The sequence below is a fragment of the Companilactobacillus mindensis DSM 14500 genome (assembly GCF_001434275.1).
GTDB classification, from domain to species: Bacteria; Bacillota; Bacilli; order Lactobacillales; family Lactobacillaceae; genus Companilactobacillus; species Companilactobacillus mindensis.
Genome location: NZ_AZEZ01000057.1, coordinates 318 through 17,049, shown reverse-complemented (window position 1 = coordinate 17,049; position 16,732 = coordinate 318). Strand labels below are relative to the sequence as shown.

The window sequence follows — 16,732 nt, the reverse complement described above, 5'->3', positions numbered from 1 at the left end:
AGCCAATTGAAGTTCAAATTGTCTCAAATTCGAGGTGTTATCTAACTCCGCAAAGTTCGCGAAGTAAGATAAGATTACCACGGCTGAGCATCCGCCGGGATTCCATTCCAGACTAAACGGTTTTTATTTGTTTTACATTAGTAGTATTAGTATATATAAATAATTGTATGTAACCAAAGTTGAAAAAGAACCTAAGGTAGGCATTTCCTACCTTTTTTTGTTGCAAAAAAAAACCGCTAAAAATTAGCGGTTTAAAAGTCATTATCATCCTCAATAATATGCTCCTGAGTTTGTTTAAAAATCGTGATAATATGTTGATCGCTCAAACGATAGTGGATGTTACGTCCGCGTCTCGCGTTAGAAACAAGATTGAGTTGTTTTAAAATACTCAACTGGTGTGAGATCGAAGACTGACTCATATCAAGGGTATCAGCGATTTCGCCAACGCTTAATGGTGTTTCTGCCAAGGCAAGAATTATTTTTACACGAGTCATATCGCCAAACGCTTTGAAGATGTTGACCATGGCTTCGAGGTCAGTATCACTGGGTATATTTTGTTTTAAATTGTGTAGAGCTTTTTGGTGTTCAAGCTCAAAATTATTTTCTGGCATAAATTGTCCTCTTGTGTAATTAGGTTGAAATTAGCTAGAACCTATTATATTATAATTTATATATGAATGATTGCTCATATATTCAAATGAGCATGTAAACCTTTTCAAAAGGAGGATATTCTCATGAAGTTATACAATGTCCAAACTGAGTATAAGGCAAAGAAAAAACAAAAACGTATAAAAAATGAACTTACTAAAGAAGCTAAAGTAACGATCATTCGTTTATTGATTTCTTTTATTTTACTACTAATAGGCTCTAGTTCTCTATTTTCGGAACCGGCCGCTATCGGATTATTCATCACAGCTTACTTGGTGATCGGGGCTAGAATCGTTTATACTGCCGTCAGAAACCTTTTCCATGGAGAGATTTTCGATGAGAATTTCTTGATGAGTATTGCAACTATCGGGGCAATCATCTTGGGACAATATCCCGAAGCCATTGCCGTTATGTTGTTCTATGAATTGGGAAATGTCTTTGAAGATGTGGCTGTCAATAATTCCAAGAAGTCCATTTCAGCCTTGTTGGAAGTTAAGCCAGCTTTCGCCACGTTGAAATTAAATGGTAAGACGCAAGTCGTTGATCCTAGCAAAGTTCAAATTGGTCAGATCATCGTCGTTAAACCGGGTGAAAAGATTCCTTTGGACGGAACGGTCGTTTTAGGTCAATCATCAGTTGATACGTCAGCTTTGACCGGGGAATCAATGCCTCAAAATATCAAAGTCGGCGATGAAGCCTTGAGTGGTTCTATCAACCAAAACGGAACTTTACAAATCAAAGTAACTAAAATTTACAATGATTCAACTGTAGCCAAAATTTTGGACTTGGTTCAAAATGCCAGCAACAAAAAAGCTGACACGGAAAAATTCATTACTAAGTTTGCCAAAATTTACACACCAATCGTAGTGATTGCGGCTGTTTCCTTGGCGATTTTACCACCATTGCTTGCTCAAGGCAGCTGGAACGTTTGGATCTACCGGGCTTTGATTTTCTTAGTTATTTCATGTCCATGTGCGTTGGTTATCTCGGTGCCATTGAGTTTCTTCGGTGGGATCGGAGCTGCTTCCAAACAAGGTATCTTGGTCAAAGGTAGCAATTACTTGGAAGCTTTGAACAGTGTCGATGCAGTGGCTTTTGACAAGACGGGTACTTTGACAAAAGGTCAATTCTCAGTCGTTGACGTTGCTTCTCAAGCCGGGATTGCTAAAGATCAATTATTACAAATGGCCGCTAGTGTTGAACAGAATTCAACGCACCCAATCGCTGTTTCGATCATGAAGGCTTACACTGGCAAATTGTTATCTATCGAAGACGCTAATGAACAGGCAGGTCACGGTTTAACAGCTTTGATCAATGGTCAAAAGGTCGTGGTCGGTAATGCCAAAGCTATGAAGGCTGATGGAATTGAATTCACTGAAGCTGATGCAATTGGAACTATCGTTTACGTGGCTGTTGATGGCAAGTTCTGGGGTGATATTGTTATTGCCGATGAACCTAAAGAAGATGCTCAAAAAGCCATCGAATTGCTCAATAACCGCGGTATCAACAAGACAGTCATGTTGACCGGTGACAATGAAAAAGTCGGTACAGCCATTGCTAAGAAGTTGCACATGAGTGATGTCTACACTAACTTGTTGCCCGAAAACAAAGTTGAAATCGTTAATGAACTTTTGACAGAATCGCACAAAGATAATAAGAAGGTTGCTTTCGTAGGGGATGGTATCAACGATACGCCTGTACTGGCAACTGCCGATATTGGTTTTGCTATGGGTGGCTTGGGTTCAGATGCCGCAGTTGAAGCTGCCGATATTGTCATCATGGGCGACGAACCTTCCAAAGTTTCTAAAGCCATCAAAATTGCCAAAAAAACTCGTCGAATCGTAACTCAAAATATTTCTTTCGCTTTGACGATCAAGATCATGTTCCTATTGCTTGGTGCCTTAGGGATGGTCAATATGTGGCAAGCTGTTTTCGCTGACGTTGGTGTTACTATCATTGCAGTGTTGAATGCCATTCGTTTGCAGTTCATTAATTTTGATAAATAAAAAACTATCAGTTCTGAAATCTTTATGGTTTCGGAACTTTTTTGATGAGTAATCAATTCTATTTGTTATTCATGAGTAACAAAATATGCTAGTATATAATTAGCTTCGGATTATGTATTACGGATGAGTGATGAAAAGTGACCAATCCCAAAGAGATACAAAATATAGTGAACAAAATTAAGAGTAGAAGAGATACATGGGTACTAAGTACACGTTCCAAGAATCTTAGAACTCTTTCTGCTCTTGGTATGGATAGTGATGTTTTATTTGATGATATATATCATCAATTGTCTTGGCGTAATTATAATTCTGGCCCCTTAATGGATGATCATACGCCACCGATACCCGGAGATATTTGGGTATTTGGACTAAAAATATCCGACTTAGATTGTTATTTAAAGTTTCAAGATAAACCCAATGGAGTGATATTTTGGATATCGATCCATGAACAAGAATATTCAATGAATTTACCATTTGAATGAGTAATTTATTGATTCTCCTATTATTTTTGAGGTATAGATAATGAAAATGATGAAAAAAGAATTTTACAATCCAGAAAAAGAAATAACTGAAGAATATACTGAAAAATGGATTATAGAGAAAAGCAGAGTAAAAGAAGTAAATGATTTATTAGTAACACACCATTATTGGATGGATTCAGATGGTGAACTATGGGGTGATTTTGATAATCCTATGGAGAATGTAAAATTGGATTTTGATGCTTACCGAGAACGAAATGATTTTATGAAACCTGAAGAGATAAAGAAATTACAAAATGATTTAAAGCTAAATGTACGTGAATTTGCTGGTGAACTTGGACTAGGCTATGCTAATCTGAATCAAATTGAAAATAATCAAAGGGTTCAAACAAAATATCAAGATAGATTGTTTAAATTAGCTAGAGATAAATATGATACAACGGGTGATTTATTCGGAAAAAACTTGTCGAATGATTTTACAGAGTTGATCAATAAAGAATTGGCTCAGAAGAGTGAATTTTCCGATTCATTAATTGACGAATCAGAGAAGTATAAAGAAAATACGAATAAATTTTCATTATATAATTACGTAACTTTAGGAGATGCGGCTTAATGGCAGTTTTGGAGTTTAATGGTTATAAAGTAAAAGAAATGAGTTATAAAAGTAATCCTAATTTTAAAAAAGAGAAGAATCTATTTCTGAATCCTAAACTAAAAGTTGAAAACAACGTACAGGATAATAAAATTGAAGTGAATTTGTATGTGAAAGTGGGTTCATTAGACGATGAATCTATGCCTTTTGAAGTAAAGTGTGCAGTAGAAGGTACTTTTGTATACAATGCGGATCAAGATGAAAACAATATGGGAGTTGATGTATTTATAAGGAATAATGCAGTTGCTATATTGTATCCTTATATTCGTTCTTTAGTAGCCACATTAACCACCTCGTCAAATGAATTTCCTGGTTATAATATGCCAACGATAAATGTTGGTGAAGTATTAAAAGAAAAAAATTAGACAAAAAAAGCTCTCCGAAAATTAACTTTTCGAAGAGTTTTTTTGTTGGAATTATTTAGGTAAAACATTGATCGTGTATAGCAAGAGAATAAAGACGAAGAACAGGATATACATAATAGGCGTAACTTCCTTGCGACGTCCAGCAGCCCACATTGTTAGAGGGTAGAAGAGAATTCCAAAAGCAAATCCGTAAGAGATGTTATAAGTAAGTGGCATACCAACGATAGTTAAGAAAGCTGGCATGGCAATTTCGAATTTGTTCCAGTTGATTTGTTTCATTGATTGAGCCATCAAAATACCAACGATGATCAAGACTGGAGCGGTAACGTTAGAAGTAACGACGGTCAATAGTGGTGAGAAGAACATGGCAACCGCAAACATTACGCTGACAACTAGAGAAGTCAGACCAGTTCGACCACCGACAGCGATACCAGCAGATGATTCAACGTAAGCAGCAGTTGGTGTAGTACCCATCACAGCACCACCGAGCATTGAGATCGAATCAGCCATCAAAGCTCGACCGATACGAGGCATCTTGTTGTCTTTCATAAAGCCAGCTTGTTCAGCTAAACCGATCAAAGTACCGGCAGTATCAAAGAAGGCAACTAACAAGAAGACTAGCACGACGGACCAGAGTTTGGGATCAGCCAAGTCAGGCATGTGAGCGATACCGACACCAAAAGTTGGTTTCATACTAGGAATCGTTGAGATGATTTGTTTTGGTAAAGGAATCAATTTAGTTACTAAACCGACGATAGTTGTCAAAACCATACCGATAAAAATTGAACCAGGAACTTTTTTGGCCATCAAGAGACCAGTTACAACTAAACCGAAGATAGTCAACCAAGTAGTAGGAACAGTTAATGACCCCATTTCAACGAGGGTCGATTTACTACCAGTAACTAGGCCACCACCTTGTAAACCAACGAAGGCGATGAACAAACCGATACCTGAAGCCATCGCTAATTTCAAATCGTGTGGGATCGAATCGATGACTAATTCACGTAGTTTTAGAACGGAGATCAATAAGAATAGAATACTGGACATGAATACGCCAGCCATCGCCGTTTGCCAAGGAATACCCATGGCTAAAACAACGGAATAAGTGAAGAAAGCATTGTCACCAAGTCCTGGCGCAATAGCAATCGGATAATTGGCAAGCAGTGCCATTAAAACAGAACCTAAAATTGCAGAAAGAGCAGTAGCAGTGAAGACGGCACCCTTATCCATACCAGCAGTCCCCAAGACTTGCGGATTAACGAATAAGATGTAAGCCATTGAAACGAAAGTAGTCAGTCCGGCTAAAACTTCACGTCTGACAGTTGTGTTAGCTTCTTTGAGGTGGAAAAGTCTTTCAACGAAACTAAGATTGTTTGAATCAGTTTCCATGATATAACCCCCTAAGGTTTTTATATTACTTAGTAAGTATTACAGATATTATGAAAATACACAACTAAAATACGATTAATATTTGTAAAATGTACAAAATAGTTCGGAATAACTTACAAAAATAGATATTTTTATGCTGATTGATTAATTTTAGATGTAAAACATCGAATAATTATAAACAAAGAGGCATTCCACGTTTCTAAATGTGAAATGCCTCTTTTCAAGGGACCAAGAAATTCTGTTTTAATCGAAAATATCTTCTTCTGGTTCATCGCCACTGGCAAAGGTGTATTCTTTACCGATTGTGTTTGAATTCTGGATGATCAAAGCTAAGGCCTTAGCAACGTCGGCTCTAGGGATACTGCCAGCTTCGTCTTTGCCCAAAAGTTTGATTTTGCCAGTACCATCATCATCAGTCAATCCACCTGGGTGAATGATCGTGTAGTCGAGATTAGTTCCACGCAAATGATCGTCAGCGTAGTGTTTAGCAATCATGTATGGTTTGATACCTGACGCGTCCCACTTGTTGCGGTTGTCACTGAAGAGTGAACTGACCATGATGTAACGTTTGATACCGATAGCTTCAGCAACCATCATTGTCTTGATAGCACCGTCGAGATCGATTTGAAGCGTCATGTCGTAACCAGCACCGCCAGCACCAGCTGAGAAGACGATCACGTCAGCTCCAGATGCTTCGATGGAATCTTTGATACTGTCGAGTGAAGCAGTTAAATCGATAAATTGTGTTGCAATGTTATTTTCTTCATAGGCTTTGATCTGTTCTTGAGACCGCAATCCAGCAACAAAATCGATGTTTCTTGATTGTAATTCGCCAATTAACAAGTGCCCAACTTTTCCATGTGCACCAATAATAAGAACCTTCATATATCAAAAACCTCCTTATTTAACCATACTGTAGCAACAAATTTTTAATAAAGCCAGTGTTTTGAATCTTCTAAGGGGTTATATTAGACTGATATACAAAGGGGATGGTGGGATGAAAATATTAGGAATATTGGCTTCACATCAAGAGCACGGCTTGAATGCACAGATGCTATCCGAGGTCTTGGACAACGTGGACTCTGGGGTAGAAACGGAAACGATTTATTTGGAAAATTATCAAATCACGCCACACAAGTATCACGAAGATAATCTGGTTTTGAATGAATTGGCCAAAAAGCTAATGGCCAGTGATGTCTGGGTCTTTGCGGCACCAACTTATTTTCGGGGTTTGTCAGGTGTGTTGAAAAATTTCTTCGATTGCATGCGGCCTAAATTTGTCTACTTTAAAGAGAATGGCGATACGATACCTGGACCGTTCAAAAATAAACATTATTTGAGTATCGGTTCTTGTTATGTATCGACGACCGAGAACTTTTTGACTGGTGTGACTGATGAAGCTTTTCGGACGATTGATCGAGTGATGTCAGCTGCCGGTGTGATCAAAGTTGGCGAGATCGTCTTGCCTGGTACCTTTGGCATGAAAACATTGCCTAATAATAAGAAGAAACTGTGTCACAAATATGCTAAAAAGATCTCAGTTAGGAAGAGAAAGGATGATTCTACTGTGAAACGATATATTCAACTGTTTTTTATGATTGCTGTGATGGCATTATTGACGATGGGAATTCAAATACCGTTGGCACCATGGGTCAGTGGTAATTTCTGGTTGAATTATCTCAGTTTTACGATTATCTTTTTTGTCTTGCTGGCTTGTATTTTGCACTTTGTTACTTTTATGAAGCATCGTCGACGTTAAAGCGTTAAATTAAGTGCTTAAATTGGGATGGTTGAAGGATGCCGTCCTCCACAAAAATCGGAATTTGGCTGGAACGCTGTGAGAGCAACTTCGAACCAATTCTGCGAATTGTTTTGAAGCTTGTCTGGCTCTAAGCTGGCAAGATACGCCAGCTTAGAGCCTTCCACGGCTGAGCCAATTCCGATTTTCGCTCCGGACTGGGGTGTTGATTTTTAATATGTATTGAAATTTGAAGATATAAAAAAACCTCCATAATCATTTGATTGTGGAGGTTGAATATTGTTTGTTATTAAATTAGGTAAATACTCAAAAGTTGACCAGCTTTTTTCACTCTCTGATCAAAACGAGTTACACAAGCCAGATTCCTGTGCATTGCTACAGCCTGAAAATCATCTACCAAAAGCGGGTAGATAATTCCCAGTCTTAGGCAATTGCTCGGAATCTAAACGGCTTGCTCCACTCTCTGATAATTACATTTGGTTTACTTGGTCGAGTACTTGTTCGTAGTTAGGTTCGTCAGTTTGAACTGGCATGATTTCTGAGTAAATGATTTGTTGATTTTGATCGACTACCCAAACTGAGCGGGCAATGATGTCGAGGTCTTTTACCCAGAGGTTAGATTTTTCACCGAAGTCGTGATTTACATCTGAGAGCATCTTCATATTCTTGACGTTTTCGGCTGCACACCAATGAGATTGATCTTCAACGCTGTTGGTTGAAATGGTTACGAAATTGATGCCGGAGTGTTTGCCGACTTCTTCGTTGAAGCGCTTAGTTTGAATACTACATACACGTGTATCAATATTAGGAACGGTACTGATCAAAAGGGGCTTGTCTAGTAGGTCAGTTAATTTGACCTCGTTGTTGTCCTTGTCTAATACGGTAAAGTCAGGGAATTTGTCACCTACGTTCAACGGCTTGCCCAATGTTGAGATAGTATTGCCTTTAAATTCCAAATCCATACAGAATCACACCTTTCATTTTTAACTAAGATTTACTATAAGTGAGCCCAAATCAAAAAGCCAGAAATTAGATTGCAAATCAATTCAAGCGAGGATAAAAAATGACTTTAACACTAATAGGAAAAAACATAAAAATACGTAATTTTGACACGTCCGACCAAGAACAATTTTTTGAACTGGTCAAGGACAAAGATAATCATGATTTAGCTGGACTGGAGTATACCGAGGATGTAGACTTTGGTCGTAATCTCCTTGATATGTATCAAAGAAGAGACGGTGCTTACGCTATTTCTTTGGTCGATACGGACAAAATGATCGGAATAGTTGAATTGAATAAAAGGGGAGAATCAGCAGAATTATTGCCAACGCGTGAAATCGGTTTCGTTATTAATAGAAGCTTTCGACAACAAGGTTATGCCAAAGAAGCAGTCAAACTCTTGATAGATCACGGTTTTAACGACCTAAAACTAACAGAAATTTGGGCATCAACAGAAAAAGCCAATTTGGTTCCACAAAAGTTGTTGGAAAGTTTGCAATTTAAATATATCTATGAAGCTGAGCAAACGCTACCATACACTGGGCAAAGCAATCCTGTTAAATACTTTCTTTTAAAGAATGATTCACTTCTTGTAAAGAATTCTTAACTATTTCGGAATTGAAAGGGTGTGTACAGATGGTATTATACAAAGCGTAAGGAGAAAACAGACAAGACTTTTGATGAGAGGTTTTAGAGATGAAGAGAAAAATGAGATCCAATAAAAGTCTCACAGTCAAAAAGCGAGTAGTCGGTTTCTTCGCAATTGCCGTTATATTGTTGGGTGTGATTGGAGGATTTAGTCTTACGCATGTAATCGCTGAATCTGACAGTACTACTGGAGGTGGCGCCAATAGATCCGCACCGGTTGCAGTTGTCGCTGCTCAAGCTAATGATGATTCTGGCTTAGACGGCGGCGGTGCAAATAGTAGCGTGGTTTTAAATGGTGATAATACTGGTACAAGTACTGGAACTGAAGCAAAGCAGGTCAATACTGATTTTGCTCCTTCAGTAAAGATCAATAATATGTCGACGTACCCACAAACAGGGGATGCACATGACACCGGATTAATCATAACTGGTTTTACGATTCTGATTGGTCTATTCGCTTTTTACGGTTACAAGTTACGGAAAAACTTGTGGTTCTTACAAGCTTCAAAGTGATTCAATTCTGATAAATAACTTTTACAAATAATGAGATGTACAGCTTGTAAAATTTGTTATTATCTAATTGTAATCAAGAAAGACAAAAACAAAAAAATAATTTTCTATATCAGGGAGGATATATCATGAAATTATCAAGTAAGGTTTTAGCAGGTTCATTAGCATCAGCAGGTATGGTTCTAAGTTTGGTGGCACCAGCATTAACAGCACAAGCTGCTACGACAACAGGACACGTTAATGACGATGGAACAGTTGTTGGTGTTGATAAGACAACATTGAATTCACTACACGATGGTAATCAATTAGCAATTGCTTATGATGGTTTGAAAGCCGATGGTACAACTAAGGCCGATGGTGTTGCAAGTGGTACATCAAATGCTTCAGTAAATGTTATTAGTGGTGTCTTAGTACTTGATCAAGTTCCTGACTTTAACTTTGGTACAGCAGTATCAGGTCAAACAAAGGACTTGGTAGATAACACAAGAGGTGACGGTACAACTGCACGGTGCTACAGATGGTAACAGTAATGGTGAATTGACGGTTCTAGAATCACGTGCACCAAAGAGTACAGATAATGCTGACGGTGCTACAGGATTCACACTTCAAGCTGGACTTGGTGAATTTGTTGATTCAAGTAACAAAGCTTCAGGTGCAACATCAGCATTTGAACTACACTTACTACCACAAGATATTACAAATGGTAAGACAACATATGCTAATGGTACAAGTGGTGATTTGAAGACTATTGACAACACTTTGGAAGAAAAAGGTGACGCTGCTCAAATCATGAATGTTGATCAAGCAACAATGGGTGCAAGTTATGTACAAGGTCAATACACAGCTAAATTCGTAAAGGCTGATGGTACTAACCCTGCAGGTGCTACATTGAAGATTGGTGATGGCATTGGTGATGGTAAGACAGCTACTGTTAAATCATTGAATGCACCTATTACATGGACTCTATCAGCAAAACCAAACGTTACAACACAACCTTAATATTAAATAAGAATGTTAATTAAAGATTAACAATAGTATTTTCTATTTTTAAAATGCAACCAAGATTTTGATATAAGAGATAAATATAATTATTTATCGCAAAATAAAAAATCAGCCCATTGAATGGACTGATTTTGGTTCTTGACGCACTTATATTTATATAAAGTTATTTAGGTAAATTAATAGGCCACCCAAAAAATGGATGACCTATTTCAGCATTGTTTTAAATAAAATATTGAATCATTAGATCTAAAATTTTGATACTACCCAATGTAAAATAAACAAAAAACCGTTTAGTCTGGAATGGAATCCCGGCTGAGCATCCGCCGGGATTTCATGGAAGACGGCAGTGAACAATCAAACTTGAAAAAGAACCTGATTTTTAAAGTGCTTTTATTTTTTTGTTATTCTCAATTTTTTCTTTTAACTTTTTAACATAAACTTGATTCAATTGGATCAACAACCAGATGTAGTCCGGTCTCGTGGAAGAAATATCCCAAGAAATAACTTTGAGATTTTTAGGATACTTTTTCTTTTCGATATCCAAAGGCAACACATCCAGTGAAGTGATCAAGACATCGACGTCTTCATAAACGTTACTTGGAACGACTCTGACGAATTCCAAAGTTTTGATATTTCTCAAAACAACTTCAGCGGCTTGGTTACCGGGGTCGATTAAGACTTTGACATTGATAATATCTTCTTGTCTGATAGTAGAAATATAACTAGGTAAGACTTGATAAAGGTTTCTCGAAATCAACTCAGCGGCGTTGTAAATACCAGGGAATTCATTCTGATCAACGCTGGAGAAGAAGGTATAAATATCTTTGTAAAGGTCGGTGTAATTTCGTTCGTCATCATTGTTGTACATCGTGTCCAAGTGCATGATGGAATAAGGTGCCATGATGTAATAGAAGACAATGTCACGCGTTACGTACGTCATAATGTGCTTCAAAGTCTTTTGGTCATGGTAAACTGTCATATCATCGTGATAGTGTTCCTTCAAAAAATCTATAAAGTGATAAACGAGCGCATAAAACTTGGGATTGATTCTGGCATCCGCGTTGATTGGTTGCTCAAAAGCAGTATCACTAGGTTGAAAAGCAGTTCTTCTGAAGAGGTTGATCAATTTATTTTCACTATCTAAGGCATCGACAGGTACGATTGGATAATCTTCGTGGGTCAAAATATCGCCACCAAGCATCTGGTTGCCAAAGACGACACTATAATAAGGCAATTCATCGATGTAGTTGCGTTTGATCAAACGGATTCTTGAAATTGCCAAGAAGTATTTGAGTTGGAAGTGCACGATGGGATTGTCGAACTTGATTCCCGAACGGGCGATGATTTGGTCGATTGAATTCTCTTGAATCAAACCAAAGGGCCATTCTTGCCCATGATATGTGTACCAGTAAACATAGTATGCCATCCAACGGATATTCTTCTCATTGCCTTTGATCTCAAGGGTTGAGTTTGAAATTTTGAGGCCAAAGTTTTTGAGAAAGGCTCTAAATTTCGACATCCGCCGGTTGAGGGTTGATTTACTGGTGAAATGTTCATTACTAAAGCTTTCAAACGACGGATTGGCGCTGGTCAAACCGTAATTAAAAGCTTGAAAGACAACTGAATTCTTAACTAAATACAATCGATATGTATCAATTGAAATTAATTTGAAATTGATACATATCGATTTTAGTATCGCTGGGATCGATATCGGGTGCGACGTCAGCGAGATCTTCAAGCAGTGCCTGAAAGATGTTGTATGTCTTTTGGTATGTAAATTGCAATCTGTTACTAATATTACTTAAATTTACTTCACGAGGAGGTAATGATTTTATTACAGTAAGCATGCGGTATTTTTCTACGTCTTGCTTAACTAAGAAAATTTGCTCCAACATTTGTCTTCCCCCGGTAACGTTTAAATTAAAAAAATCTAATAATATACGAAACACTACTTGCTACTATCTTAACATTTATTTATAATGTTTTGTAATCAGATAGAGGTGCAATTCTTTATTATTAGTATTTTGGAGTGCGGATAGGGTACTTTGAAAAAATATGAAAGGAAAGCTTGCCGAAATCAATTATCCCTACTTGGTAATTTGATTGGGCTGGTGCTTAATAGGTGCTAGACTGTCGTTTTGTAAAGAGTGGAGAGCGAGTGACTTCCGAGGTTTACTCAGCTACACAGATTACAGGCATTTTTTGCGTGTGATCCGTTAGTTTTATAGACTTGGGATTATTGTTACGGCTTCAAACTTTCTACAGTTCGTTGAGCTATTGATTAATGGGATAATTATAGTCCTTATTGTCAGTAGTTCCTCTGATAATAAGGATTTTTTTGTATCCATATAAAGGGGAATGAAAGATGGAAAATAATGATGTGAATAGGTCGTTGAAGACCCGTCATTTGTCAATGATCGCACTTGGTGGGTCAATCGGAACTGGCTTGTTCGTAGCGAGTGGTTCTTCAATTTCAACAGCTGGTCCGGGAGGAGCTTTGATAGCTTATGTGGCTATCGGTATCATGGTTTACTTTTTGATGACTAGTTTGGGCGAGATGGCAACTTACATGCCGGTCTCAGGCTCATTTGCGACATATGCTACAAAATTTATCGATCCTGCCTTTGGATTTGCACTAGGTTGGAACTATTGGTTCAATTGGGCCATTACCTTGGCGGTCGATTTATCAACAATTTCTTTGGTTGTGAAATATTGGTTCCCAAGTTGGACTTCATGGAAAATCAGTTTAACCTTCATGATCGTCTTGCTAATAATTAATTTTATTTCAGTTGGTTCCTTTGGTGAAACGGAATACTGGTTGTCATCAATTAAAGTTACCGCTGTTATTATCTTCTTGATCGTCGGTATTTTGACTATCATGGGTATCCTTGGTGGTCACGGTGCAGTTGGTCTATCAAACTACACATATAAGAAAGCACCATTTGTCGGAGGAGTTCCGGCAATCCTAAGCGTCTTCGTTGTTGCTGGGTTCTCGTTCCAGGGAACTGAGTTGATCGGTATTACTGCTGGTGAATCAGCAACGCCTGAAAAGAGTATTCCTAAGGCTATCAAACAAGTCTTTTGGAGAATTTTGCTATTTTACATTTTGTCGATCGCCGTTATCGGTGCCTTGATTCCTTATACAAGTCCTAATTTACTAGGATCAGGTGCGGGCGATATTGCTATCAGTCCATTTACCATTGTCTTCAAGAAAGTTGGTATTCCTTTGGCTGCTGGCGTTATGAATGCGGTTATTTTGACATCAGTTATTTCAGCCGCCAACTCAGGACTTTACGCCGCTAGTCGGATGCTTTGGTCAATGAGTAAACAAGGCATGGCACCAAAGGCTTTCCAAAAAACTAATGGCCGTGGCGTTCCAGTCTTCTCATTGCTATTGACAGCTTTGATTGGTGGAATTGCTCTGTTCACCAGTTTGTATGGTGATTCATTCTATGAATTGCTAGTTGCTGCTTCTGGTTTGACTGGATTTATCGCTTGGTTGGGAATTGCCTTTTCTCACTATCGTTTCAGAAGAGCTTACTTGTCTAAAGGTTACAGTTTAGATGACTTGAAGTATAAAGCTAAGTGGTTCCCATTTGGACCAATTTTGGCCATTATCTTAGGTATTATCATTATCTTGGGTCAAGATGTACGTTCAATGGTTGACTTCAATATTGGTCGTTTGTTGATCAGTTACAGTGGCTTGATCATTTTGTTCGTCTGCTGGGCTTACTACAAGATCCGTCACAAGACGAAGTTCTTGAAGCTAGAAGATATCGATGTTGCTCATGTGAAGGAACATCACAAATATTAGGTTGAAATTTAAGCTAGATTAAATTATGATAAACAAAGAATAAATAAAACTATAAGAGTGCCTACTCATAAACCTTTCAGAGAGACGATGGTCGGTGTGAATCGTTAAGGTTTCTATTCCAGCATTCTAGTAACGGGTAATGCCGTTCGGTTGGATCCGATAAAATCTTGAAAGTGCAGTGTATTTTTATACGCTGAAACTGGGTGGTACCGCGAATGGTCGATTCGTCCCTTTATAGGGATGTTTCGGCCTTTTTTATTTGTTTTGTTTTTAAATTTTGTTGTTTATTTGTTCACTGCCATCTCCGCTCGGCAATATCGGGGCTGGAACGCTGTGAGAGCAACTTCGAACCAATTCTACGAATTGTTTTGAAGCTTGTCTGGCTCTAAGCTGGCAAAGTACGCCATAAGAGCCTACCGCGGCTGAGCCCCGAATTGCTTTCGCTACGACTGGGTTTATTTTAAATTTGATTGGCATTGGGAATATTCTTTCCTTAATTATTTAAGTTAAATATTTAGTAGGGGATATTTCTAATTTGAAAATCAATGTTTAGTTTTATTGAAAAAATATTATTTGACGTAAAAATAATATGACGAATTATTGATAAACCTAGCTTGGAACAAAAATGGAAATTGGCTCAGCCGTGGTAGTCTATCTTACTTCGCGAACCTTGCGGAGTTAGATAACACCTCAAATCGATGGTCACAGCGTTCCAGCCAAATTTCAATTTTTGTGGAAAGCGGCAGTCTATAAAAACCAACAACCAAAGAAACTAAAAGGAGAGTATCTATGTTAGATATCAAGTTGATCAGAAAAGACCCTGAATATATCAAGAACAAGCTTGCTTCACGCGGTGTTACAAGTGATGAAATTGATGAATTGTTAGGCTATGACGAAACTCGTCGTCAACTCTTAGTTAAGACTGAAACTTTGAAGGAAAAGAGAAATACTGTTTCTCAAGGTATCGCTACTAAGAAACGTAACAAGGAAGATGCTTCAGATGAAATCGCTGCTATGAAACAAGTTGGTGCCGATATCAAGAAGATCGATAAAGAACTTGAAGAAGCTGAAGGTAAGATGAACTATATTTTAGTACGTCTACCTAATATTCCTGATGATTCTGTACCAGTTGGTCCTGATGAAAGTACTAACGTTGAAATCAGAAAAGTCGGCGCTATCCCTAAGGAAGGTTTCAAACCTCGTCACCACTGGGATATCGGTGAAGAACTAGGTATCTTGGACTTTGAGCAAGCTACTAAAGTTTCTGGCTCACGTTTCGTTTACTATATCGGTATGGGTGCTCGCCTAGAACGTGCTGTTTATAACTTCATGTTGGATCAACACCAAAAGGAAGGCTACACCGAAGTTATCCCTCCATACTTGGTAAACAACGGCGCTATGTTTGGAACAAGTCAATTCCCTAAATTTACGGAAGACGTTTATACCGTTATGGTTGACGAAAATCCATTGACATTGATCCCTACAGCCGAAGTTCCTTTGACAAACTACTTTGCTGACAAGATCCTTGATGAAAAAGACTTGCCTAAGTACGTTACAGCTTTGACACCATGTTTCCGTTCAGAAGCAGGTTCAGCCGGCCGTGATACTCGTGGATTGATCCGTATGCACCAATTCAATAAGGTCGAAATGGTTAAAGTTTCAAAACCTGAAGAATCATACAACGAACTAGAAAAATTAACTGCTAATGCAGAAAACATTTTACAAAAATTAGGCCTTCCATATCACGTTATCGTGCTATCAAGTGGGGATGCTAGTTTTAGTTCTGCTAAAACATACGATCTTGAAGTTTGGATGCCTGCTCAAGACAAGTATCGTGAAGTTTCAAGTTGTTCTAACTGTCTTGATTTCCAAGCTCGTCGTGCTCACATCAGATATCGTGACGAAAATGGTAAGACAAAACTTGCTCACACATTGAACGGTTCTGGTCTTGCTGCTGGTCGTACCGTTGCTGCAATCCTTGAAAATTACCAAAATGAAGATGGTTCTGTAACTATTCCTGACGTTTTAGTACCATATATGGGTGGAGTAACAAAAATTACCAAAGAAAACGCAAAATAATTACAAATAGTTATTGACCTTAGGCGTTTAAATTGATAAGATTTAATAGTTCTGTTAAAGAGCTATTAAATTATTCCGGTTTAGCTCAGTTGGTAGAGCACCTGACTGTTAATCAGGTTGTCGTCAGTTCGAGTCTGACAACCGGAGTTATAAATACTTAGGATTTACCTAGGTGTTCCATTAAATACATCTAGTTCATAATTGGATTAGGTGTATTTTTTTATTAAGCCGTGTTAGCTCAGTTGGTAGAGCATCGGTATCGTAAACCGGCGGTCACAGGTTCGACTCCTGCACACGGCATTCTTGATAATTACATGATTTAAACTCCCAAGAGGGACATTTCAGTGTCTCTCTTTTTTTTATGTTTATTTGGTTGGTTGGG

Annotated in this window: 16 protein-coding genes, 2 tRNA genes and 1 riboswitch; of the genes, 12 read left to right on the top strand and 6 right to left on the bottom strand. The window is 38.1% G+C overall.

Annotation, left to right across the window (positions count from 1 at the left end; all coding sequences use genetic code 11):
• Positions 1–251: 251 nt before the first annotated feature.
• Positions 252–611 carry an ArsR/SmtB family transcription factor gene (locus FD29_RS05445; protein WP_057887941.1) on the bottom strand — a complete coding sequence of 120 codons (360 nt, stop codon included), beginning with the start codon at positions 609–611 and terminating at the stop codon, positions 252–254.
• A gap of 123 nt (positions 612–734) precedes the next feature.
• Between FD29_RS05445 and FD29_RS05440 the strand changes: the two genes are divergently transcribed.
• From FD29_RS05440 to FD29_RS05425, 3 genes are all read left to right on the top strand, one after another.
• Positions 735–2,654 carry a heavy metal translocating P-type ATPase gene (locus FD29_RS05440; RefSeq protein ID WP_057887940.1) on the top strand — a complete coding sequence of 640 codons (1,920 nt, stop codon included), beginning with the start codon at positions 735–737 and terminating at the stop codon, positions 2,652–2,654.
• Between the two features lie 522 nt (positions 2,655–3,176).
• Positions 3,177–3,746 carry a helix-turn-helix domain-containing protein gene (locus tag FD29_RS05430; protein ID WP_057887938.1) on the top strand — a complete coding sequence of 190 codons (570 nt, stop codon included), beginning with the start codon at positions 3,177–3,179 and terminating at the stop codon, positions 3,744–3,746.
• Entirely contained in the window at positions 3,746–4,150 is a 405-nt protein-coding gene (locus tag FD29_RS05425; RefSeq protein ID WP_057887937.1) for a protein-export chaperone SecB, read from the top strand. Before FD29_RS05430 ends, FD29_RS05425 begins: the two co-directional genes overlap by 1 nt.
• A 51-nt stretch (positions 4,151–4,201) precedes the next feature.
• On the opposite strand, the gene FD29_RS05420 is transcribed toward FD29_RS05425, so the two are convergent.
• Positions 4,202–5,539, bottom strand: a complete 1,338-nt coding sequence (locus FD29_RS05420) for an NCS2 family permease (protein ID WP_057887936.1) — start codon at positions 5,537–5,539, stop codon at positions 4,202–4,204.
• Between the two features lie 243 nt (positions 5,540–5,782).
• Positions 5,783–6,424 (bottom strand): SDR family oxidoreductase, encoded by a 642-nt coding sequence (locus FD29_RS05415; RefSeq protein ID WP_057887935.1) that lies wholly within the window; start codon positions 6,422–6,424, stop codon positions 5,783–5,785.
• Between the two features lie 112 nt (positions 6,425–6,536).
• Between FD29_RS05415 and FD29_RS05410 the strand changes: the two genes are divergently transcribed.
• The gene (locus FD29_RS05410) at positions 6,537–7,298 is read left to right on the top strand and encodes a flavodoxin family protein (protein WP_057887934.1); all 762 of its coding nucleotides are present in this window, start codon (positions 6,537–6,539) and stop codon (positions 7,296–7,298) included.
• A gap of 470 nt (positions 7,299–7,768) precedes the next feature.
• Here FD29_RS05410 and tpx read toward each other — a convergent pair whose 3' ends face one another.
• On the bottom strand, positions 7,769–8,260 hold the full coding sequence (gene tpx / locus FD29_RS05405) for a thiol peroxidase (RefSeq protein WP_057887933.1): 492 nt from the start codon (positions 8,258–8,260) through the stop codon (positions 7,769–7,771).
• A gap of 101 nt (positions 8,261–8,361) precedes the next feature.
• On the opposite strand from tpx, the gene FD29_RS05400 reads away from it, so the two are divergent.
• The 4 genes from FD29_RS05400 to FD29_RS05385 all read left to right on the top strand — a co-directional run bounded on the left by FD29_RS05400 (position 8,362) and on the right by FD29_RS05385 (position 10,454).
• Positions 8,362–8,904 carry a GNAT family N-acetyltransferase gene (locus tag FD29_RS05400; protein WP_057887932.1) on the top strand — a complete coding sequence of 181 codons (543 nt, stop codon included), beginning with the start codon at positions 8,362–8,364 and terminating at the stop codon, positions 8,902–8,904.
• A gap of 89 nt (positions 8,905–8,993) precedes the next feature.
• The gene (locus FD29_RS05395) at positions 8,994–9,458 is read left to right on the top strand and encodes an LPXTG cell wall anchor domain-containing protein (protein WP_057887931.1); all 465 of its coding nucleotides are present in this window, start codon (positions 8,994–8,996) and stop codon (positions 9,456–9,458) included.
• Positions 9,459–9,583: 125 nt separating this feature from the next.
• Complete coding sequence (locus tag FD29_RS05390) at positions 9,584–9,979, top strand: hypothetical protein (protein ID WP_057887930.1); 396 nt, start codon at positions 9,584–9,586, stop codon at positions 9,977–9,979.
• On the top strand, positions 9,945–10,454 hold the full coding sequence (locus tag FD29_RS05385; protein WP_057887929.1) for a hypothetical protein: 510 nt from the start codon (positions 9,945–9,947) through the stop codon (positions 10,452–10,454). The genes FD29_RS05390 and FD29_RS05385 overlap by 35 nt, the downstream gene beginning before the upstream one ends.
• A 382-nt stretch (positions 10,455–10,836) precedes the next feature.
• Here FD29_RS05385 and FD29_RS05380 read toward each other — a convergent pair whose 3' ends face one another.
• On the bottom strand, positions 10,837–12,099 hold the full coding sequence (locus FD29_RS05380; RefSeq protein ID WP_057887928.1) for a helix-turn-helix domain-containing protein: 1,263 nt from the start codon (positions 12,097–12,099) through the stop codon (positions 10,837–10,839).
• A 10-nt stretch (positions 12,100–12,109) separates the two neighbouring features.
• Positions 12,110–12,352, bottom strand: coding sequence for a hypothetical protein (locus FD29_RS11630; RefSeq protein ID WP_057887927.1), 243 nt, complete (start codon positions 12,350–12,352; stop codon positions 12,110–12,112).
• 92 nt (positions 12,353–12,444) lie between these two features.
• Positions 12,445–12,623, top strand: a riboswitch (Lysine riboswitch).
• 199 nt (positions 12,624–12,822) lie between these two features.
• Here FD29_RS11630 and FD29_RS05370 point away from each other — a divergent pair.
• The 4 genes from FD29_RS05370 to FD29_RS05355 all read left to right on the top strand — a co-directional run bounded on the left by FD29_RS05370 (position 12,823) and on the right by FD29_RS05355 (position 16,650).
• Positions 12,823–14,271, top strand: a complete 1,449-nt coding sequence (locus tag FD29_RS05370) for an amino acid permease (protein WP_057887926.1) — start codon at positions 12,823–12,825, stop codon at positions 14,269–14,271.
• 789 nt (positions 14,272–15,060) lie between these two features.
• Complete coding sequence (gene serS, locus FD29_RS05365; RefSeq protein WP_057887925.1) at positions 15,061–16,350, top strand: serine--tRNA ligase; 1,290 nt, start codon at positions 15,061–15,063, stop codon at positions 16,348–16,350.
• 74 nt (positions 16,351–16,424) lie between these two features.
• Positions 16,425–16,497, top strand: a tRNA-Asn gene (locus FD29_RS05360).
• Positions 16,498–16,577: 80 nt separating this feature from the next.
• A tRNA-Thr gene (locus tag FD29_RS05355) sits at positions 16,578–16,650 on the top strand.
• Positions 16,651–16,732: the final 82 nt, after the last annotated feature.

Bases quoted from the DNA above. Each gene is read 5' to 3' on its own strand.
- FD29_RS05410 (WP_057887934.1), top strand. From the start codon at position 6,537: ATGAAAATATTAGGAATATTGGCTTCACATCAAGAGCACGGCTTGAAT.
- FD29_RS05390 (WP_057887930.1), top strand. From the start codon at position 9,584: ATGAAATTATCAAGTAAGGTTTTAGCAGGTTCATTAGCATCAGCAGGT.
- FD29_RS05430 (WP_057887938.1), top strand. From the start codon at position 3,177: ATGAAAATGATGAAAAAAGAATTTTACAATCCAGAAAAAGAAATAACT.
- FD29_RS05420 (WP_057887936.1), bottom strand. From the start codon at position 5,539: ATGGAAACTGATTCAAACAATCTTAGTTTCGTTGAAAGACTTTTCCAC.
- FD29_RS05395 (WP_057887931.1), top strand. From the start codon at position 8,994: ATGAAGAGAAAAATGAGATCCAATAAAAGTCTCACAGTCAAAAAGCGA.
- FD29_RS05400 (WP_057887932.1), top strand. From the start codon at position 8,362: ATGACTTTAACACTAATAGGAAAAAACATAAAAATACGTAATTTTGAC.
- serS (WP_057887925.1), top strand. From the start codon at position 15,061: ATGTTAGATATCAAGTTGATCAGAAAAGACCCTGAATATATCAAGAAC.
- FD29_RS05370 (WP_057887926.1), top strand. From the start codon at position 12,823: ATGGAAAATAATGATGTGAATAGGTCGTTGAAGACCCGTCATTTGTCA.
- FD29_RS11630 (WP_057887927.1), bottom strand. From the start codon at position 12,352: ATGTTGGAGCAAATTTTCTTAGTTAAGCAAGACGTAGAAAAATACCGC.
- tpx (WP_057887933.1), bottom strand. From the start codon at position 8,260: ATGGATTTGGAATTTAAAGGCAATACTATCTCAACATTGGGCAAGCCG.
- FD29_RS05425 (WP_057887937.1), top strand. From the start codon at position 3,746: ATGGCAGTTTTGGAGTTTAATGGTTATAAAGTAAAAGAAATGAGTTAT.
- FD29_RS05445 (WP_057887941.1), bottom strand. From the start codon at position 611: ATGCCAGAAAATAATTTTGAGCTTGAACACCAAAAAGCTCTACACAAT.
- FD29_RS05440 (WP_057887940.1), top strand. From the start codon at position 735: ATGAAGTTATACAATGTCCAAACTGAGTATAAGGCAAAGAAAAAACAA.
- FD29_RS05415 (WP_057887935.1), bottom strand. From the start codon at position 6,424: ATGAAGGTTCTTATTATTGGTGCACATGGAAAAGTTGGGCACTTGTTA.